The sequence below is a fragment of the Endozoicomonas gorgoniicola genome, assembly GCF_025562715.2.
GTDB classification, from domain to species: domain Bacteria; phylum Pseudomonadota; class Gammaproteobacteria; order Pseudomonadales; family Endozoicomonadaceae; genus Endozoicomonas_A; species Endozoicomonas_A gorgoniicola.
Window position 1 is genome coordinate 2,301,798 of the sequence record NZ_JAPFCC010000001.1, and the last position, 20,114, is coordinate 2,321,911.

Sequence of the window (20,114 nt, forward strand, 5' to 3'; positions counted from 1 at the left end):
CCAGACGATTTTGCCTGGCTCTCCACCCATCCGAACTTTATTTTCTTTGAATGTAAAAAGCTCGACTGACCCATACCGACAGAGGTTTCTGAACTATCTTTGTCTCTGACTTTCAGCGGACTTTCAGCGGACTCTTTCAATGGAGAACGATCATGCAAGAATATGAAGAGCTGATGGGCGAACTGATCGAGCTGGGCATTACCGCCAACCCGGTCAGCCCTTTTGCCTGCTGCATTATTGACCCATGCGGTCAGATTCTGGTGACAGCAGCCAACGCCATGCACATCAGCCCCCTTTTCAGCGCCGAAGGACTGGCTATCCACATGCTGGCAGGTAACTATCACTGCAAACCTGAACAGAACCTGACCCTGGTCACCAACGCCGAACCAGACCCTGGTGCCATGGCGGCGATTGTCTGGGCAAGATGCAGTGGCATTACTATCTCCCGCATCATCTTCGGCGCTTCCAGGGCAGGACTGAAACAGATATGGGAATGCGATTTCAGCCTTTCTGCAGAGCAGATGCTTGAAACGGTTGCTAAAGAACACAGGCCAGAGCTGACCGGACAAGTGATTGAGGAGGATTGCCTGGAATCATTCCGTGAGGGTAAGGAACTGAAAGAGGAAGGTGATACCCCGGTGATGTCTCTGGATCTGGATGATTATTGGATGGCTGGAGACTGGCTGCTGGATCTTGACGAACCGGAGTAATGGTTTTTACCCCAATCTCTTTACTTCAGTCTCTATATCTCAGATAAAAAGAAGCCGGAACACTGTCCGGCTTCTTTTTTAACCTAATCAGAATGATGTTTATTACTCATCTTCGTCATAGATTTTAATTTTGGCGTCATCTTTCAGACTGCGCACATACTGGCCAAACAGAACCCGGCCATTACCAGCAGCGATGTAACTGGCCATCATGCGAGCCTGGGCGACATCATCAATCGCCGCTTCACCCGCATGCACCTGACTCAGGGCAATCACGACAGTGTCGCCACCAGGCAGCTCTGTGCGATCAAAAACCTGCTCACCTTCAGCCGGATGCGGCATTTTGAAAGCGGCCGTCAAAAGCTGACGGGCAACACCCGGCTGATTGCGGGCAGCCTTGTCTGACTCAGACCATTCCAGCCCGGCATCTGATGCCACCTTCTTGCTGTCAACCCCTTCCTGCAGCTGAGCAATCAGTTGCTCAGCCTGCTTCTGTAGCTGATCACGCGTCTTCTCAGCCTTCAGGGACTGAACGATGCTGTCATGCACCTGTTCCAGCGGCTTCTGTTCAGGCTGTCGGTGATCCTTCACACGCAGAACCAGCACTTCTTCCGGGCTAATTTCAATCAGCTCACTGTTAGCACCCAGATCCAGTACTTCTTCGTTAAAGGATTCTGAAATCACACGGGGATTGGAGGTGATTTCATCAGTACCACCCTGGCGACCGAACGGCTCAGACACCTTGATATCCAGACCCAGCTGTTCAGCAGGCTGAGTCAGGTCAGACGCTTCAAAACTGATATCTGCCAGCAGGCGGCTCTGGTCCAGAAACAGAACGTTGGCTTCCTGAGCCTGCAGGTCACTCAACAGCTGTGCTTTCACTTCGTCAAAGGTTGGCACAGTCGCTTTTTCACGGGCAGTGACCGTCAGGATCTGCAATCCAAACTCGGTTTCAACCGGCTTAGACACCTCTCCAATCTCCAGTGTGCTGATAGCATCGTCAAAAGCAATACCAAAGAAACCGTCTTCAACCATACCCATATCACCACCTTTATCAGCAGTAATTGGGTCATCAGAGTATGTCTTTGCCAGTTCAGCAAAGGACTCTCCCGCTGCCAGCCTGGCCGCGATTTCTGCCGCACGCTCTTCAGCCGCAGCGTGGTCACGTTTATCACCGGTTTCGATCAGGATGGTCGACACCTGCTGTTTGTCACGATTGGTTTCTTTCAGCTGATCGGTGTAATGATGATACTCATCACGCAGTTCCTGGTCGCTGATTTCGATATCGCTCTTCAGGTCTGCCTTTTTCATCTCTACGTACTGAATCACGACCTGCTCTTCGGTCATAAAGCGTTCAGAGTGGGTTTCGTAGTAGGCGTTAATCTCTTCTTCAGAAGGCTGGATGTTATCACGAACCTTATCAGCTTCGAGGGTCAGCCAGGCGATGTCTCGGGTCTGGCGTTCCAGGCTGTTAAGCTTCTGAATTTCAGCCGCTGTCACAAACTCACTGCCGGCAATACCGGATTGCATCTGGTTCATGAGAATGTCTTCACGCAGCACAGAACGAAACTGCAGGGGGGTCATACCGACACTGCGCAGCACCATCTGGAACTGTTCCTGATTAAACTGGCCATCCTGCTGGAATTCGGGAATAGAAAGAATCAGCTGATCCAGGCTGAAATCGCTGACATCCATTTTGCCAGACTTGGCAGCTTGCAGAAGCAAGGCGCGCTCGATCAGACTGTTCAGGACATTCTCCTGCAGCAGCTTGTCGTCAACCAGGGATGGGTCAAAACGCTCTCCCATCTGCTGGATAATGGCACGACGCTGCTGATCAACTGACTGGCTCAGCTTATAGCGACTAATTTCCTCGCCGTTAACTTTTGCAACATCACTGTTATTAGGATTAGGTGCTAGTGATTCGAGGCCGGTAATGGCCATCATAAAAGCGATCACGCCGACAACCACAAAGGTTACCCAGCTTTTCGACTTTTCCCTCATTGTTTGGAGCATATTAACCTCATGTTCCAATTCAGGAGACTGGCCGATAATGGCACCCGTCGCGAGGATCGTAGAAAATTTTCAGACCAATTTGCTACGACCGCAGTAGGGTAGACCATATTCGGTCAGACTCCTAGTCAGGGCTGATGTCTGAGACTACTGCTTAGTATGGCCAGACGCCCAAGTTTACTGTTCGCCCCGAACAGGCACAGGTAAACCACTGGCCTTCGAGTTAAAAAAAAAGCGCATCGACTGATGCGCCTTTTTGGATGTAACGGAGATTATATTCAAAGACTGAGTCATTGCCAATCTCTGCCAGCATCCGGTGTTTAGGTTCTGCGAAACCTGCAACCAGGTTTCTACCCAGCGCGAATTAAACGTTAACCGCGTCCTTGAGAGCCTTACCAGCCTTGAAGCTAGGGATCTTGGCAGCAGCGATTTCGATAGGCTCGCCAGTCTGAGGGTTACGACCAGTACGGGCCGCACGATCCTTGACAGCGAAAGTACCAAAACCAACCAGAACAACCTGCTCACCGTTTTTCAGGGCATCGGTAACCGTGTTGATCATAGCGTCCAGCGCACGTCCAGCCTGCGCCTTTGGGATGTCTGCAGATGCCGCGATAGAATCAATCAGCTCGGACTTGTTCACTCGAATTCCCCTTCTTTGTAGGATGCTTTGTAGCCGTTTGGCTAGAAGGCAGTCAGAAACGTAAATGCCCCGAATGCCTGACCCAATAAGTGTTTCGCTATGCTGCGTGATTTTTGCTGAAAACACAAGCAACCTGACCTGACAATACTCAGCAAAAACCCCCAACAGCGCGATTCACCGTCATTTTTGTCCTGTCTGTCGTGACCTGATGATAGAAATGGACAAGTACGGCAGGCAGAACGACCGGAACCCTGTTCCAAACAGATGAGAGTCCAGTACTGCAGACAATATGACTGCAAAAAACCGACATCCACCTTAATACGATGCAGCGGTGCAACGCAATAGACTGTGCCTGTTTTCCGGGGCTAAATGCCTGAAAATACTAAAAACTTGTCAAAAAGCTACTCGTAACTGTGACCAAATCGTTACTGTAACCCTTTTACACAGGACATCTCGGTCTGCGGCTTGAGGTAGCGGCTTTTTATACCAACGCCGTTGTGGCTCTGTCAACAAGCAAACCCGCGTCATTACTGCACGTCAGCCCCAAAACAGAGGCTGACGTGCAGTATCAATCAGTGGGTTTTGATCAGCTTGTCAGGTTCTTCGGACTTGATTTCGGCTTTTACCGACTCAGACGGTTCCGGCAGAGCTACTGGCGTGTATTGCAGCGCTACCTCCAACACCTGGTCAATCCATTGCACAGGAATGATGTCCAGGTCTTCCTTGATGTTGTCAGGAATTTCCTTGAGGTCTTTGCGGTTTTCTTCAGGAATGACCACTTTCTTGATGCCACCCCGGTGAGCGGCCAGCAGTTTCTCCTTCAGGCCACCGATAGCCAGCACCTGTCCACGCAGGGTAATCTCTCCGGTCATGGCCACTTCGGCTCTGACCGGAATACCTGTCAACACAGACACCAGTGCGGTACACATGCCAATACCGGCACTTGGGCCATCCTTCGGCGTTGCCCCTTCCGGCACATGGATATGAATATCATTCTTCTGGTGGAAGTCCGCATCAATCCCCAGCGTTCTGGCCCGGCTTCTGACGACAGTCAGGGCTGCCTGAATGGATTCCTGCATCACATCACCCAGAGAGCCGGTCTTGGTAATCTGCCCTTTGCCCGGCACCGCCATGGACTCAATAGTCAACAGTTCACCACCGACCTGCGTCCAGGCCAGTGCGGTTACCTGACCCACCTGATCCTGGTCTTCTGCACGCCCAAAACTGAACTTTTGTACACCCAGAAAGTATTCAAGGGCTTCCGGTGTCACTACATCCTTACGGTCTTCAACCGACAGTGCGGCATCTTTCACAGACTTGCGACAGATCTTGGCAATCTCCCGTTCCAGACCACGCACACCCGCTTCACGGGTGTAGTAGCGAATAATGTCACGCAGCGCGTCGTCTTCAAAGGACAACTCCTTGTTCCTCAGGCCGCTGTTTTTGACCTGCTTGGGTACCAGATAACGAATGGCGATATTCACCTTTTCGTCTTCGGTGTAACCCGGTATGCGAATCACTTCCATACGATCCAGCAGTGGTGCGGGAATATCCATGGAGTTGGAGGTGCAGACAAACATCACGTCAGACAGATCGTAGTCCACTTCCAGATAATGATCGTTGAACGAATTGTTCTGCTCCGGATCCAGCACTTCCAGCAGGGCAGAAGAAGGGTCGCCACGCATATCGACACCCATTTTGTCAATCTCGTCCAGCAGAAACAGCGGGTTACGCACTTCCGCCTTGGACATTTTCTGGATCAGCTTGCCGGGCATGGAGCCAACGTAGGTACGACGATGGCCACGTATTTCCGCTTCATCCCGAACGCCACCCAGCGCCATGCGCACAAACTTGCGGTTGGTTGCCCTGGCGATGGATTCACCGAGAGAGGTTTTACCCACACCCGGAGGACCTACCAAACAGAGAACCGGCCCCTTGATCTTCTTGACACGTTTCTGGACAGCAAGGTATTCGAGAATTCGCTCTTTCACCTCTTCCAGACCAAAGTGTTCGTTTTCAAGAATATCCTGGGCGCGCTTCATATCGTGACGAACCTTGCTGCGCTTTTTCCAGGGTACAGAGATCATCCAGTCGATATAGCTACGCACAACCGATGCCTCAGCGGACATCGGTGACATCATCTTCAGCTTGTTGAGTTCAGCCAGGGTCTTTTCTTTAGCCTCTTCCGGCATGCCAGCTGATTCGACTTTCTCTTTCAGCTCATCCAGTTCATTGGGCGTTTCGTCCATATCGCCCAGCTCTTTCTGAATAGCCTTCATCTGTTCGTTGAGATAGTACTCACGCTGACTGCGTTCCATCTGTTTTTTCACGCGGCCACGGATTTTTTTCTCAACCTGCATAAAGTCCATTTCGCCCTGCATGATACCAATCAGGTATTCAAGGCGGTCACCCAGATCTTCGATTTCCAGCACTTTTTGCTTGTCTTCGATCTTCATGGGCATGTGAGCAGCAATGGTATCCACCAGCCTGGAAGGCTCATCAATACCTGACAGGGAGGTCAGGACTTCATTGGGGACTTTCTTGCTGAGCTGAACATACTGTTCAAACTGGGACATCAGGGAACGAACCAGAATTTCACCTTCCCGCTCGCTGACAAAAGGCGTAGTCGCCATCTGTATGGATGCCATCACATAGCCGTCGGCGTCATACAGATCATCAACATAAACACGTTTTTCACCTTCAACCAGTACCTTAACGGTGCCATCCGGCAGTTTCAGTAACTGAAGAATGCTGGCAACGGTACCCACGGAAAACAGCTCTGATTCTGACGGGTCATCGACCTGAGCATTTTTCTGAGCCACCAGAAGTATTTTCTTGCCCTTCGACATCGCCTCATCGAGAGCCAGAATGGATTTTTCACGCCCGACAAATAAAGGAATAACCATATGCGGGTAAACAACGACATCCCGCAGTGGCAACAACGGCAAATCGAAGGGTTCTGACAAGTGTACAGTATCGTTATTATCCATGATTCAGCTCCCCTTATAACAGCTTCACAACTTGGGCTGACCTGAGTTAATCGACACCTGACGGTTGTCAGGCCGGGTGACAAAGGGTCAGCAGGTACCTGCAGCGATTGAGCCATTATACAAATCGGCAGGCTCTTACCTGCAAAGATGCGGGTTTTCTTGTGAAATTACAATAGTCCGAACCATTTAGACCATGGCTTTTTGAACTGGTTCAGTGGGCTGAGAAGTGTATAACCTCAGTTTGAGTGGAGAATCCATCCTCATTAACAAGTCACAACTATAATGTCTGACTTACAACAACCTTATGGAAATACACCCAATGATACGCCGCTGCTTCTTCATAGGGATATTGTTTGCCACTATATCTACAGAGGCTTTATCTACAGAGGCTTTTTCTACTGAAGCTTTAGCATCACCTTTGAGTACTGAAATAACCGAGCTATGGCATCATTCTTATCCAAACGCCAGTGACCATAGACCATCAGAAAAAATCAATTTACTGGCTTTCAGCCCTGATGGTCAGCTGCTGTCCATCATCAGTAACCACAAAACGGTCCGGGTAGTTGCCGCCAACAATCCGAATAGTGTTCTGTTCGAAAGTGAATTTAAATATCCGGTATTAGGGGCATCTTTCAGAGGAGACACGCAACAATTAATTGTTACGGACGCCCGGACAACCCGGATTATAGATTTCACCAGACCGGTCACTGATGCGCCTCTGGCTGAATTAAAACACAAACGGCCGGTAAGAAAAGTAGCCACCAGCCCGGATGGGGATCTTCTTGTCACCGGAAATGCAAATCGTAAAGTTTATGTTTTTAATATCACCAAGCACAATATTTTCAAGGCTCGCGAAGTTGTTCACATGGGGAGCAAGATAAAGAGTATTAACATCAGCCCGGATAATCGCTTCATGATCATCGGTAACAGCGACTCAAAAGGTGTGCTTGTTGATATAAGCAATCATGCAAAGTTTGAATACGATGCCACAATAGATTTTGGTTACCAATATGGGTACTCATACAGCAAAAACAAACTAATGGATGTATACCCACTCAAGTTCTCTGTGGAAAATGCGGCCTTTAGCCAGAATAGCCAGTTTGTAGCCACTGAAGTAAATGACAGAATCCTTATTAGCGACCTTTTTCGCCCCCGCAAACCCATAACCCAAAATGATTTTTATTTGCTTGGAGTCAATCGTATCGCTCTCAGTGCAGATGGACATTATCTGATCGCGGGAAAACCAGGACACGGCATTTGCGTATACAGAGTTTCTTCTAATATAGTTTTTGCCTATTCGAAAACCTTCCCTATTGAAGGCGATATAAATACTATGGCGATCCACCATGAGCAATGCCTTCTGGCAGTCGGGGGAGACAGGGTTCACCTCTTAAGATTATGCCCCGAAACACCATTTTCTCAGCAAAAAGCTGCCCCCTCCAGCACTTATCCAACAGTTCCACCCCTTCCCTCTCTTGCCTTTAACCATACAGACCTCCAACCGTATCACTCACTTTCTTCTCATTCCTCCCTATCACCAGTACTTCTTATGCCCCTCTTTTTCCCGTTGTTTTTTGAGTATTGATGCGCTACGTACCTGACGGTTGTCAGGCCGGGTGACAGTAGTCCGCGCTGTTTAGACCATGGCTTTTTAAAGTGGTTCAGGTTCAGCAAGGTCAACCTTTTCCGAACAGCCGATTTACAAATTGGCTTATTAATTGCTTTATGTCATCAGAAAGATAACTAGTACTAGCGTACAAGCATAGTTTTGGGTAAATTCTAATCAGGAATATATAAAGATTTTACTATAGATTTACCAATATAAGGCAGTACTATGCTTGAGCTGTTCATAGGATTGATTGTCACAATTGCAGTCGGTTATTTTATTGTTAAGGGTTACAGACCTGCCGGAGTTCTTTTAACGACGGGTGTCTTACTTCTTATTATCACAGGCCTGCTTGGTCACGACGTTTTACCGTCCAAAATAGCCTCAACAGGCAATTTGTTCACGGATGCACTTGAGTACGTTAAGTATATGCTCCAGTATCGGGGCGGCGGACTGGGTATGCAGATCATGCTGTTATGCGGCTTCGCCTCTTACATGACCCATCTCGGTGCCAACAACGTAGTGGTAAAGCAGTTTTCCAGACCGCTTTCCGTCATCAAGTCACCTTATGCCCTTCTGGTAGCAGCGTACATTGTCGCCTGTTTGATGTCTTTAGCTGTAAGCTCGGCAACCGGCCTGGGTGTTCTTCTTATGGCAACATTATTTCCCATGATGACTGCAATGGGCATTTCCCGCCCGGCTGCTGTAGCTGTGTGCGCCTCACCCGCTGCCATCATTCTGTCCCCAACCTCTGGTGACGTGGTGATTGCTGCTGAAAAGTCAGGTCTGCCATTAGATGTTTTCGCTGTGCAAACCGTACTGCCCGTTTCTGTATGCGCCATCATCGTCATGGCGGCTGCAGCTTTCTTCTGGAATAAGTATCTCGATAAAAAAGACAACTCCCCAATGGAACGTGTGGATGTTTCAAGCATTGAGGTCAAGGCTCCGGCTTTCTACGCTCTGCTGCCATTCCTGCCAATTATTGGCGTTTTCCTTTTCAACGGCCGTACTATCCCCGGGCTAGAACTGGATATTTATACCATCGTTGTACTATCCATCTTTGTAGGAGCCCTGACGGATTTCGTCACCAAAGGCTTCAAAGGCAAAGAAGTTCTGGAAGACCTTGAGTCTTGTTACCAGGGTATGGCAGAGGCTTTCAAGGGCGTTGTCATGCTCCTGGTTGCCGCCGGTGTATTTGCCCAGGGCCTGATGTCCATTGGTGCGATCGACAACCTGCTCCACCTGGCCGAAATCGCTGGTGCTGGCGGCGTTGCCCTTATGTTGATTTTGACCACTTTAACGGTTGCTGCCGCAATCGCCACCGGTTCCGGTAATGCGCCTTTTTATGCCTTTGTCGAGCTGGCACCTTCTCTGGCAGCAAAGATGGGCCTGAGCCCTGCCTTCCTCATTATTCCCATGCTGCAGGCATCAAACCTTGGTCGTACGGTTTCACCGGTTTCAGGGGTTGTTGTAGCGACATCCGGTATGGGAAAAATCAGTCCGTTTGAGGTTGTAAAGCGCACATCAGTACCCGTTCTGTGCGGATTGGTAACCGTTATTATTGGTACGTTTATCCTTGTACCTATGGTGCCTTAAGCACAATCGCCTTCAAGCTGATTAAAACCAGGGTGTCGGACAGGCACCCTTTTTTATGGTCGTTTAAAAAAAAAGAGAAGCGGCGACCGGGAACTATCAGGGTTTATCAGAGTCAATGTTTTTGCCCGCAAGAGTATCAGACATTATCAAAAACCAATTGACTGATTCTGGCTTTTCTTTGGCCAAAAGGAATACATTTGCTTACAAAAGGATTTTTTTATGTCTCTGCCTGTCAATTACGACTCCCCTCTAATGGCAAAACTCAATTACAACCCCATAAACACCGAACAAAAAGGTCCGGTTTGCAAACTGGCTGCACTAAGAACCTGTATGCAGCTGCTACGACCTGGCAAGTATTATCCTCTGTATAAAAACAAAGCACCCAACGTCGAACTTAGTGTCAGGCGTATTGCCAAAGAGTGCGGGTCAAGCCAGGGGGAAGTTACATCACCCGACCGACTGAGAACAATTGCCCGGAAACTTGGCCTTGAGGCTAAACCCTACCGTTTTGATAGCCTGGAGCAGATGGAGTCTTGTATTCATCGCGCAATTTACGAAGGAAAACCGGTCATTCTCTTTATACAGGTCGATTGTGACGGCTACAGGCCTTCCAGCGACCCTGAGCACAGTAGACAGTGGTATGAGCACGCAGTGGTGGTGCTTGGTTACAACTATCCCCTGGCTACCCTCACCATACATGACGGAAGTGAGATAAAAACATGGGGCATCAGAGCTTTCTATGACTCATCCTGCACAGTACTGAAGAAAAGAGCCAGGGAGACTTTTATCAAACTTCTGAAACTTCCACCGGAACCTGATTTCCAGAACAAAGAAGCGTTTTTTGACAAGATGGATACTGAACCTATGGATTGGACGACAACTGATCCATGCATAGAACTGGCAGAAACCGTCAGTTGCGAAGATTATGGAAGTGACCAGCCTTGCAGATACCACGAAATCGATGGTTGTCTTGAGCACGGCTTGCTGGAATGGGAAAAGCTTAAGGAGCTTGAGAGTTGCGGGCGGTTAGTCATCAGACAATCGGATCAGGAGCCCGGTGCAAATTTCCATAAACTACTGTTCGTCGTTGATCGATTGAAAAGCGACAACAATGGGGATATGAACCCGATGCAACCCCTAAAAAATAGCTTTCCGGCAGAGATGTCAGGCAACCTATAGATGCAACATGAATTAAGCTGAACACACATTCACTCAAAGAGAAAACGTGTGTTCAGCTTATACAAATGTGGGCAGCCAGGCATCAGCCGTTATCAGGCAGCGCCTTGACTTCTGTGTTCTCATAAATCAGCAGAGGTTCTGATTTACCCTCGATCACAGATGCATCGATAACCACCTTGGAGACAGTATCTTCTGAAGGAATGTCGTACATGGTATCCAGCAGTACACCTTCCAGAATAGAACGAAGGCCACGAGCACCCGTCTTGCGCTCCATCGCTTTCTTGGCGACAGCACGCAGGGCATCATCACGGAAATCAACGTCCACGTTTTCCATCTCAAACAGCTTGCGATACTGCTTGGTCAGGGCATTCTTCGGCTCGGTCAGAATCTGCACCAGGGCATCTTCATCCAGTTCTTCCAGCGTCGCAATTACAGGCAGACGGCCAATAAATTCCGGAATCAAACCAAACTTCACCAGATCTTCCGGCTCAACCTCTTTAAAGGTTTCACCCAGATCTTTCTTGTCGTCCTTGCTCTTCACTTCCGCCGAGAAGCCAATACTGGTCTTGTCGGTACGGTCACGGATGACCTTGTCGAGACCAGCGAAGGCACCGCCACAGATAAACAGGATATTCGAGGTATCAACCTGCAGGAACTCCTGTTGCGGATGCTTGCGCCCACCCTGTGGCGGTACAGAAGCGACCGTGCCTTCAATCAGTTTCAGCAAGGCCTGCTGCACGCCTTCACCAGACACATCACGGGTGATGGACGGGTTGTCAGATTTCCTGGAAATTTTGTCGATCTCGTCAATGTAGACAATACCCATCTGGGCTTTTTCCACATCGTAATCGCATTTCTGCAGCAGCTTCTGAATAATATTTTCAACGTCTTCACCCACATAACCCGCTTCAGTCAGTGTCGTGGCATCTGCCATGGTGAAGGGTACGTTGAGCAGGCGAGCCAGTGTTTCTGCCAGCAGCGTTTTACCACTACCGGTTGGGCCCAGCAGCATGATGTTGCTCTTGCCAAGTTCTACACTGTTCTTGTTTTTGTCTTTGCCTTCAGAGGCTTTATCATCACCAAAGCGCAGGCGCTTGTAGTGGTTGTATACAGCTACCGACAGCACCTTCTTGGCCCGCGGTTGACCGATAACATACTCGTCGAGAATCGCCTTGATTTCGCGAGGTGTCGGCAGCTTGTCAGAAGAGGTTTCGGTATCACTGTCCTGAATCTCTTCCCGAATAATGTCGTTGCACAAGTCAACGCACTCGTCACAGATAAATACGGATGGACCGGCAATCAGCTTACGCACTTCATGCTGGCTTTTCCCGCAGAAAGAGCAGTACAGCAACTTGCCGTTGTCCTCTCCCTTACCGCTTGTTTCGTCGGTCATTCGATTACCCTGATGTAGAAACAGCACCTAATAGGAACAAGATGCAGGCATTATGGTGCTTTTTCAAGTCCCCGCATGGAAAAGTCTGTAAAAAACAGCTTCCAACTGTCATTAGGTCACCAATGCCCGAAAAGCGGGCGAATGGTCTGTTCATTCATGACCATTACGGTTCATGACTGTCTAAACGTAAAACAGGCATGCCACCTGAGGTAACACGCCTGCCTGATTTTATGTTGCCTGGACAAACTGCCAACCAGAGGGGGCGCGACTTACTCAGCCGCAGCCCGGTTGGTCAGAACTTTATCGATCAGACCATACTCAACCGCTTCTTCACCACTCATGAAGTTATCACGGTCAGTATCTCGCTCAATCACTTCCAGAGGTTGTCCCGTGTGGCTGGACAGCACCTGATTCAGCCTGGACTTGATGGTCATCATTTCCTGGGCATGGATCGCAATATCGGACGCCTGTCCCTGGAAACCACCCAATGGCTGGTGAATCATGACCCGGGAGTGTGGCAGCGCAAAACGCTTGCCTTTGGCACCCGCTGTCAGAAGCAGAGACCCCATGCTGCAGGCCTGACCAATACACATGGTTGAGACATCACACTTGATAAACTGCATGGTGTCGTAAATGGACATACCAGCAGTTACGGAACCGCCCGGCGAGTTGATATACAGATGGATATCCTTGTCCGGATTTTCCGATTCAAGGAACAGCATCTGGGCAACAATCAGGTTTGCCATATGGTCTTCAACCTGACCTACCAGGAAGATTACCCGTTCCTTGAGCAGACGTGAATAGATGTCGTATGAACGTTCGCCACGGGCAGATTGCTCAACAACGATCGGTACCAGGCCAGAATTGGTAATGGCCATGGAGGATGGTTCAATCAGTCTGGACATTTCCTGTCGTAACTCCTTGCCAAGTCGAAGAAAAGCGACCCGCGCTGCGGGTCGCATAACGCTGTCTTAGTTTAAACGGCAATCACCGCAACAACCTTAGAAAACAGAACTGAAAACTCCATGTTTGTTTTCCGGACAGCGCCGTATTGATTTAAGAATGCCTCAAACCGGTGGTCTGTTTCAAAAGCTTTTTACAGACCACCGCAGGTCGTTACCTAAATCTCCGCCCGTGATCAGGCTTCTTCAGCAGTTTCCTGCTCTTCAGCTGACTCTGGTGCTGCTTCGGGAGCCGCTGGTTTGATAGCGTCCTGGTAGCTAACTTCAGCTTCAGATACCTTGGCGCTTTCCAGAACGGTGTCAACCACCTGCTCTTCCAACACTACGTACTTAACCTGAGACAGCTGCTGTTCGTTGCTGTAGTACCAGTCGATGACCTGCTGAGGCTCCTGGTAAGCGGAAGCCATATCTTCGATCATGGCGCGAACGCGGTCCTCGTCAACCTTAACTTCACGCTGCTTAACCACTTCACCTACGATCAGACCCAGAGCAACACGCTTCTTCGCATCTGCTTCAAACAGTTCAGCTGGCAGCTGCTTAGGATCGAAACCGCCCTGCTCACCACCGAACTGCTGAACCGCCTGCTCGCGCATACGGTCGATTTCCTGAGCCACCAGAGGAGAAGGTACGTCGATCTCGTTAGTAGACAGCAGACCGTCCATTACCTGGTTCTTCACCTTGCCTTTTACAGCCTGACGCAGTTCACGTTCCATGTTCTTGCGAACTTCAGCGCGGAACGCTTCTTCACCACCTTCGGTGACACCGAAGCGAGCGAAGAATTCATCGTTCAGTTCTGGCATAGCAGCAGCTTGTACTTTGTGTACCTTGCACGCAAACTTAACCGCCTGACCCTTCAGCTCTTCAGAGTGGTATTCCTCAGGGAATGTCAGTTCCAGAGTCTTCTCTTCACCAGCGGAAACACCCACCAGACCATCTTCAAAGCCCGGAATCATGCGGCCAGAGCCCAGTTCCAGGGTAGAGTTCTCAGCTTTACCGCCGTCAAACTCTTCACCAGCCTTCTCGCCGGAAGCAAAAGAGCCAACGTAATCGAATACAATCTGGTCACCGCTTTCAGCCGCACGCTCAACGTCTTCAAAAGTCTTGCTCTGGTTACGCAGGGTTTCAACCATTTCATCGATGTCAGCGTCTTTAACATCAGCAACCGGACGCTCAACTTCGATGGATGCGAAGTCACCCAGAGTGATTTCAGGATAAACTTCGAAAGTCGCAACGAATTCGAAATCCTTGCCTTCTTCATCAGCCTTTGGCTCAACAGTAGGAGCGCCAGCCGGATTCAGTTTTTCCTGAGTCACAGCTTCAACAAATGCCTGCTGCATCTGCTCACCCAGAACTTCCTGACGAGCACCCAGACCGTAACGGCGCTTCATTACCTTGGCAGGTACCTTGCCCGGACGGAAACCGTCCAGACGCACACGGCGGGACATATCATTCAGACGCTTGGCGACTTCACCGTCTACTTTCTCAGCTGGAATGACGATGGACAGACGACGTTCCAGACCGGAAGTCGTTTCAAGGGAGACTTGCATTTGTGTTCCTCAATACTGAGCCTGATTACCGAACTTGCGATAAAGCGGCATAGACTAGCAAAAGACCGTAACCGATGCATCAGATGCGCACAAAAGAAGCGCAAACACCGACACTGATCAACCTTTTACACTCTCACGCTATTTCCCTGTTGAGGCCTTTCAATAGCGAAATAACGGACTAGCGGCAGTCATGCCACCCGTCTGATAACCGGGCATTTCTCCGATACAAAAAAAGGGGATAAGCAAGCTTATCCCCGTATAGTCAACTGGTGCGGATGGAGAGACTCGAACTCTCACGCCTTGCGGCACTGGTACCTAAAACCAGCGTGTCTACCAATTCCACCACATCCGCATAGAGCACTTACTGCGCTGCTATCTAACTTTGTACAGATGCATACTGATAGACATACACATCTGATTGTCATCACAGATTACTTCTGTGATAAAAAACTGGGGTGGACAATGGGGCTCGAACCCACGACCGCTGGAATCACAATCCAGAGCTCTACCAACTGAGCTATGCCCACCACAAATCTTGCCATCACTTTTAAATAAAAAGAAAAGATGGCGCACCCGGCAGGATTCGAACCTGCGACCATCCGCTTAGAAGGCGGATGCTCTATCCAACTGAGCTACGGGCGCACTAATTACTCTTCACAATACCGAAGCAGAGGATTTAATCAATACTCATTTTCAGCATTCAAAAGAAATAAATGGTCGGGGTAGAGAGATTCGAACTCCCGACATCCTGCTCCCAAAGCAGGCGCGCTACCAGACTGCGCTATACCCCGAAACACTCTATTGAGAGCATCTTCAACTGCTTAACTTCAACTGCTTAACAACTGACCGTTCTAACAAACAAGTCGTCGCTGCATCAGTGATGCGGCGCATATTACCCAGATCATCTCTTGTCGTCAACGCCCTTTTCTCAGACACTGCTTACAGAATATTTAATAGCTGCCGACTAACAAGAACATCTTAATAAGCTGAAGTTAAACATTCATAGAGCAGGAACGCCTGCGAAGACGGCGCTAATCTAACACAGTCGTTTAGCTGTAAACAACCACAATTATTCTGTGGACAGCTATGCCTATCACCGGCTGGCACTGTTAAAATAATGCACTTGTCTGCTGATAAGACTAAACCCGGTAAACATAACGAACATGACCGCGACAACTATTGATGGTAAAGCCATTGCCAAATCCCTGACCGACAGTATTGCTGAACGGGTCAGGGTCAGAACCGGACAAGGCCTGAGAGCCCCTGGTCTGGCTGTTATCCTGATAGGGGACGATCCCGCCTCTAAAGTGTATGTTGGCAAGAAACGGAAAGATTGTGAGTACGCAGGCTTCCTTTCCGTCTCCCATGACCTGCCCGCCTCCACTTCTGAGAGCAAACTGCTCAGCCTGATCGACAGCCTGAATGATGACCCTGCCATTGACGGCATCCTTGTCCAGCTTCCCCTGCCTGAACACATCAACACCGACCTGGTTATTGAACGCATACATCCCGATAAAGACGTGGACGGCTTTCACCCTTATAACATTGGTCGACTGGTACAGCGTATCCCGTTATTGCGCCCCTGCACCCCGAAAGGCGTGATGACACTGCTGGAAAGTACCGGCGAACCCATCCGCGGTAAAAATGCCGTCATTGTCGGGGCATCCAACATTGTCGGCCGCCCGATGACCATGGAACTCCTGCTGGCAGGATGTACGACCACCACCGCTCATCGCTTTACCAAAAATCTGGAAAACGTGGTCTCACAGGCAGATATTCTTGTGGTGGGTGTTGGTAAGCCGGGACTCATCAAGGGCGAGTGGATCAAGCCTGGTGCGATCGTGATCGACATTGGCATCAACCGCATGGATGATGGCCGACTGGTAGGAGACATTGAATTTGATACCGCCAGCCAGCGTGCAGGCTGGATCACTCCAGTACCGGGCGGCGTAGGTCCAATGACCGTTGCCACACTGCTGGAAAATACACTGTATGCTGCTGAGCACCTGCACGACTAACTGACAGACAACACCGACCATTTCATTAATGATGCTGCAGCGAATATAACAACGTTCGCTGCGCAACCTTAATTGCGCAACCTTATTGCGCAACCTTATCAAAGCTACCCAACAGCTGACTTACACCACTCTCACATTCATTCACAAAGTCCACTTTTTACTATGCACAGATATTAGAGAAGGCTGACAATTTGCATAAGCCTCCCAGTGGTCTAGATTTTTGCATCTGAGCAAAGAAGCCTATTTACTCACAATTTTTTCAGGTGTTAACCAGTGCAGTTCTTTAAATTAGCCACACAGTGTCTACTGACATTCCTCTTTATGTCCCTGACACTCGCCGCACAGGCAGGAAAAAAAACCTTTTACGAGCTTGAGATGGATCAAAAAAAATGGGAAGTGGAAGTCAAAGACTATCAAGTTGGAGAAATTAGGAGACTTGTGACAACGACCCGTCTCATGCATCAGACCGACAGCGGCAATTCGGAAGGCGATAGTAATTCGGAAAGCAATAGCGCTACGGATTCTTCTGAAAAGTATACAGGCAGGGTCAGACTTCACCCTAGCCCCAGCACTCTGAATATACATCAGGGCTTGCAGACTTTTAACGCATATATATCAGGTCTCGACACACGAGATGATTCAAACATGGAGCCGTTTACTGAGCATACTGATAGACGGCGGTGGTACACTCCCCATGTCGTTGAACTAACGGATGAGCTTATAAAACGCCTTACGCAAACCGGTCATCAGAATCACTTCATGCTTCTTCTTCCAACAGGATTGATTAAAACAAACGATCTAATTATTCATCTGCCCCTCATGTATTTCTCCTTCAGTGAAAGTGGAACCTCCGTATCAGGAAAGGCAACTCTGATAACATACGGAGTAGGCGGGCAGAAGATAACTCAAATGTATATACCAGTAGAAGGCCGAATCGCAACCAGCAATGAAGGAAGTGTTTATCTTTCAAGCCTTTCTCATGCAGGCAATGAAAACACTCCCTCGCAGCCTTTCTCACTAACCTTTGTCAGACAGGAACCGGTGGACGATACGACACTTGCGGAAGAAAACAGGGCCGCCCTTGAACGCGAAAATGACGCCCAGGTAACAGTGAATAATGATGAACAGAAACCTGACTCAGACTCCAGCATTCCGGAAATTCAGGATGACGGTGAGCCGACTGCAGCCAATGAGCAAGTACAATCCGACCAGGAAGACGAAGCATCCACGAGCGAGGATGAAGTCGATGTAAACACAATTCCACCCGGGGAAGAATCTCTCCCTGAGCTACCAGGTCGCTCACCAGCCGACGATCAAAACCGATCACCATTCACAGGTATATCAAACTTATCAGGCAAGTAATACCCAATATTCATTTGCTGCGTCTGTACAAAACGGGCGCAGCTCTTCGTATGGTTTAATCGTATGGTTTAATCGTAAGGTTTAACGCTCTACCCGCCACGTCCATCCTGCAAACTGATCCCCTGAGCTGCCAGCTCATCCCGAATCCGGTCACACTCGGCAAAGTCGCGGGCTTTCTTGGCGTCAGCACGCTTCTGAATCATGTCCTCAATCCATGCTTCATCCATCCGATCAGTCAACACATCGATGGTTTCATTGCTCTCGATGGCACGCTTGATAATCTTGTCGTCAATGTCGGTCACATTACGCACATAGGTCAGGTTATAACCTTTCGCACGCACGGCGTAGCGAATACATTCACAGGTTCGCTACGCCACTCCTGTACGATCCGCCTGAGTGCTCCTCTCTAACCCCCTGACAGGCAGCCCTGCATCGCCAGGCTCCCTGCAGATGTGCATTTTTCAGGTAGTTCATAATCCACTGCGCTTCCCGTTGAAAATCTGCGAGTGCTTTACCAGACCATACTTCCCAGTTCGGGCTGTCCGTTTCCAGATCCTTTCTCTCAGCCTCTTTCCTGTAGAGCCGAAGCGCTGAAGCAATTCGCTGGTCATTAAAGCCATGTGTTGCGAGCAGCCGTTTATTGGACGAAACCTGCTCAATGATTTCTTTCATGTAAGCGGGCTCTGGCTTTACGGTATTAAAACGTAATCCGCGAAGATTGCGCCCTATGGCTTCAAAATTTTGCTCATTAGCGTTTATTGTTTCGAGGAATTCACTATCAGAAATGTTTTTTAACGGTAACCTTGCCAGCCAGCGAGCAGCCTCGTTAACCTCATGATGGGTTACTGCCTTGTATTTTTCCGGCAAGTCATCAGGTCCCACCTCCATCACCGTTTTACGGATGTTGTCAAAAAAATCTTCAACACCCTTGTCAAGGGTAAAGTTTGTGAATAAAACACTTTCATGAAAGGCATCAAAAAGAACCAGTTCTATCGCTAAAAAGTTTACGCTTTTTATATCTGCCTTATGGTTATAGAGTTGCCTGATCCATTTTAATAATGTTCTGTGTTGATCGATGTCCCTGGTACCCACTCTTAATTTTTCTTTGAAATGAAAAACATCATGTTCAAAAAAAGCGGCCGGGTACATATCAAAGCCATCAGCAGACGTTGTTTCTGAAAAAGATGTGGCGACTAGCCAGAGAGGCAATGGCCACAGTCTGTTCAGATCCTCTACATCCAGACAATCCGAACAAGGAATTAAAGGCTCGCCCAGTTGAAAAACATTAACTTCCGGATTGTCCAACTTTAAATCAACATGATCCCAGATGATGCTATAGTAATTTTTTTTCAATTCCTGATGAAACAGGTTGGGATCTTTCAGTAGTAATGACCACGGCAGAGACTCCAGGTCGGTCAACCGACAATCCTGTTTGTACAAACTAATGATCTTCAGACCAATATCATCAAAAAAATCGTACAAATCGAAGCGACCATCAATATCGCTAATGTCGTATTCAAGCTTTGTGTCTGAAGCAGTTAGCTGCTTCCTGAAAAAAAGCAGGGATATGTACATTAAATATTTATAGGTGATAACAAATGACTGGTTATAAGGGTAGTTTGGAGATAATTCATCAAGCTCCCGTTCAATATTTAAAATACACTGCAACTCACCGTCTAAGAGCTGCTCCTGCCCTTTTATTGTCTGGATGTTTTCTTTAATGGCAGCAGCGGTTATAGCCATGCCAGGCATAGGGAATTCGTCTGGATATTGTTTAATTAAATCACGAATCCTCAGTGCCTTGTCCATTTCCATTGACTTTAGTCGACCTGTGAATTCCCTGTCTTTGCTGTAATCAGGCACTTTAATACCATTTTTTAAAGTCAGGGTTACTTCAGCTTCAGGGCCTTGTTTCTCAGCGGCTATATTATGGCTGATTCTGAAGTCACTGATGTTTTTTGGCTCATCCCCTGGCGCTTTTTGGGGAATATACAGTTTCGCCCGATCTTTTTCGTCCGCCACATTAAAAGCGGGAGGTGCCGCAGGTGCTGAGGCAAAGTTTGTTGCTGAATGGTAAATCACTGATTAACCTCATTATTATTTT

At 48.7% G+C, this 20,114-nt stretch carries 14 protein-coding genes and 4 tRNA genes; 6 read left to right on the plus strand and 12 right to left on the minus strand.

Annotated elements, in window-relative coordinates; genetic code table 11:
* The first annotated feature begins 152 nt into the window (after nucleotides 1-152).
* On the plus strand, nucleotides 153-710 hold the full coding sequence (locus NX722_RS10530; protein ID WP_262567936.1) for a tRNA-specific adenosine deaminase: 558 nt from the start codon (nucleotides 153-155) through the stop codon (nucleotides 708-710).
* A gap of 102 nt (nucleotides 711-812) precedes the next feature.
* Here the strand turns inward: NX722_RS10530 and NX722_RS10535 are convergent, their stop codons facing one another.
* The 3 genes from NX722_RS10535 to lon form a co-directional block, all read right to left on the minus strand.
* Entirely contained in the window at nucleotides 813-2,720 is a 1,908-nt protein-coding gene (locus NX722_RS10535) for a SurA N-terminal domain-containing protein (RefSeq protein WP_262567937.1), read from the minus strand.
* 361 nt (nucleotides 2,721-3,081) lie between these two features.
* Nucleotides 3,082-3,357 (minus strand): HU family DNA-binding protein, encoded by a 276-nt coding sequence (locus NX722_RS10540; RefSeq protein WP_034873233.1) that lies wholly within the window; start codon nucleotides 3,355-3,357, stop codon nucleotides 3,082-3,084.
* A 572-nt stretch (nucleotides 3,358-3,929) separates the two neighbouring features.
* Complete coding sequence (lon, locus tag NX722_RS10545) at nucleotides 3,930-6,347, minus strand: endopeptidase La (protein WP_262567938.1); 2,418 nt, start codon at nucleotides 6,345-6,347, stop codon at nucleotides 3,930-3,932.
* 319 nt (nucleotides 6,348-6,666) lie between these two features.
* Here lon and NX722_RS10550 point away from each other — a divergent pair, with 319 nt between their 5' ends.
* The 3 genes from NX722_RS10550 (at nucleotide 6,667) to NX722_RS10560 (ending at nucleotide 10,728) form a co-directional block, all read left to right on the plus strand.
* The gene (locus NX722_RS10550; protein WP_262567939.1) at nucleotides 6,667-7,932 is read left to right on the plus strand and encodes a WD40 repeat domain-containing protein; all 1,266 of its coding nucleotides are present in this window, start codon (nucleotides 6,667-6,669) and stop codon (nucleotides 7,930-7,932) included.
* Nucleotides 7,933-8,181: 249 nt separating this feature from the next.
* Nucleotides 8,182-9,549: an anaerobic C4-dicarboxylate transporter DcuC gene (gene dcuC / locus NX722_RS10555; RefSeq protein ID WP_262567940.1), complete on the plus strand. Its 1,368-nt coding sequence runs from the start codon at nucleotides 8,182-8,184 to the stop codon at nucleotides 9,547-9,549.
* Between the two features lie 219 nt (nucleotides 9,550-9,768).
* Nucleotides 9,769-10,728, plus strand: coding sequence for a BtrH N-terminal domain-containing protein (locus NX722_RS10560; RefSeq protein WP_262567941.1), 960 nt, complete (start codon nucleotides 9,769-9,771; stop codon nucleotides 10,726-10,728).
* Nucleotides 10,729-10,810: 82 nt separating this feature from the next.
* Here the strand turns inward: NX722_RS10560 and clpX are convergent, their stop codons facing one another.
* The 7 genes from clpX to NX722_RS10595 all read right to left on the minus strand — a co-directional run bounded on the left by clpX (nucleotide 10,811) and on the right by NX722_RS10595 (nucleotide 15,421).
* Nucleotides 10,811-12,121, minus strand: a complete 1,311-nt coding sequence (gene clpX, locus NX722_RS10565) for an ATP-dependent protease ATP-binding subunit ClpX (RefSeq protein ID WP_262567942.1) — start codon at nucleotides 12,119-12,121, stop codon at nucleotides 10,811-10,813.
* A gap of 269 nt (nucleotides 12,122-12,390) precedes the next feature.
* A complete protein-coding gene (gene clpP / locus NX722_RS10570; protein WP_262567943.1) occupies nucleotides 12,391-13,026 on the minus strand; it encodes an ATP-dependent Clp endopeptidase proteolytic subunit ClpP in 636 nt (211 codons plus the stop codon).
* 233 nt (nucleotides 13,027-13,259) lie between these two features.
* Nucleotides 13,260-14,630, minus strand: coding sequence for a trigger factor (gene tig, locus NX722_RS10575; RefSeq protein WP_262567944.1), 1,371 nt, complete (start codon nucleotides 14,628-14,630; stop codon nucleotides 13,260-13,262).
* 267 nt (nucleotides 14,631-14,897) lie between these two features.
* A tRNA-Leu gene (locus NX722_RS10580) sits at nucleotides 14,898-14,982 on the minus strand.
* A gap of 99 nt (nucleotides 14,983-15,081) precedes the next feature.
* Nucleotides 15,082-15,157 (minus strand) — tRNA-His (locus NX722_RS10585).
* Between the two features lie 38 nt (nucleotides 15,158-15,195).
* Nucleotides 15,196-15,272: transfer RNA gene (locus NX722_RS10590), tRNA-Arg, on the minus strand.
* Between the two features lie 72 nt (nucleotides 15,273-15,344).
* Nucleotides 15,345-15,421 (minus strand) — tRNA-Pro (locus tag NX722_RS10595).
* 372 nt (nucleotides 15,422-15,793) lie between these two features.
* Here NX722_RS10595 and folD point away from each other — a divergent pair.
* On the plus strand, nucleotides 15,794-16,648 hold the full coding sequence (gene folD / locus NX722_RS10600) for a bifunctional methylenetetrahydrofolate dehydrogenase/methenyltetrahydrofolate cyclohydrolase FolD (protein ID WP_262567945.1): 855 nt from the start codon (nucleotides 15,794-15,796) through the stop codon (nucleotides 16,646-16,648).
* 273 nt (nucleotides 16,649-16,921) lie between these two features.
* A complete protein-coding gene (locus NX722_RS10605) occupies nucleotides 16,922-18,010 on the plus strand; it encodes a hypothetical protein (RefSeq protein ID WP_262567946.1) in 1,089 nt (362 codons plus the stop codon).
* A gap of 89 nt (nucleotides 18,011-18,099) precedes the next feature.
* Here the strand turns inward: NX722_RS10605 and NX722_RS28685 are convergent, their stop codons facing one another.
* Together NX722_RS28685 and NX722_RS10615 are read right to left on the minus strand one after the other, a co-directional pair.
* A complete protein-coding gene (locus NX722_RS28685) occupies nucleotides 18,100-18,363 on the minus strand; it encodes a hypothetical protein (protein WP_322740974.1) in 264 nt (87 codons plus the stop codon).
* 4 nt (nucleotides 18,364-18,367) lie between these two features.
* Entirely contained in the window at nucleotides 18,368-20,092 is a 1,725-nt protein-coding gene (locus NX722_RS10615) for a hypothetical protein (protein ID WP_262567947.1), read from the minus strand.
* Between the last annotated feature and the right edge of the window lie 22 nt (nucleotides 20,093-20,114).

What these genes read in the sequence shown, in the direction of transcription:
- NX722_RS10530 (WP_262567936.1), top strand. Translation starts at nt 153, where the DNA reads ATGCAAGAATATGAAGAGCTGATGGGCGAACTGATCGAGCTGGGCATT.
- clpP (WP_262567943.1), bottom strand. Translation starts at nt 13,026, where the DNA reads ATGTCCAGACTGATTGAACCATCCTCCATGGCCATTACCAATTCTGGC.
- dcuC (WP_262567940.1), top strand. Translation starts at nt 8,182, where the DNA reads ATGCTTGAGCTGTTCATAGGATTGATTGTCACAATTGCAGTCGGTTAT.
- NX722_RS10560 (WP_262567941.1), top strand. Translation starts at nt 9,769, where the DNA reads ATGTCTCTGCCTGTCAATTACGACTCCCCTCTAATGGCAAAACTCAAT.
- tig (WP_262567944.1), bottom strand. Translation starts at nt 14,630, where the DNA reads ATGCAAGTCTCCCTTGAAACGACTTCCGGTCTGGAACGTCGTCTGTCC.
- clpX (WP_262567942.1), bottom strand. Translation starts at nt 12,121, where the DNA reads ATGACCGACGAAACAAGCGGTAAGGGAGAGGACAACGGCAAGTTGCTG.
- folD (WP_262567945.1), top strand. Translation starts at nt 15,794, where the DNA reads ATGACCGCGACAACTATTGATGGTAAAGCCATTGCCAAATCCCTGACC.
- lon (WP_262567938.1), bottom strand. Translation starts at nt 6,347, where the DNA reads ATGGATAATAACGATACTGTACACTTGTCAGAACCCTTCGATTTGCCG.
- NX722_RS10535 (WP_262567937.1), bottom strand. Translation starts at nt 2,720, where the DNA reads ATGCTCCAAACAATGAGGGAAAAGTCGAAAAGCTGGGTAACCTTTGTG.
- NX722_RS10550 (WP_262567939.1), top strand. Translation starts at nt 6,667, where the DNA reads ATGATACGCCGCTGCTTCTTCATAGGGATATTGTTTGCCACTATATCT.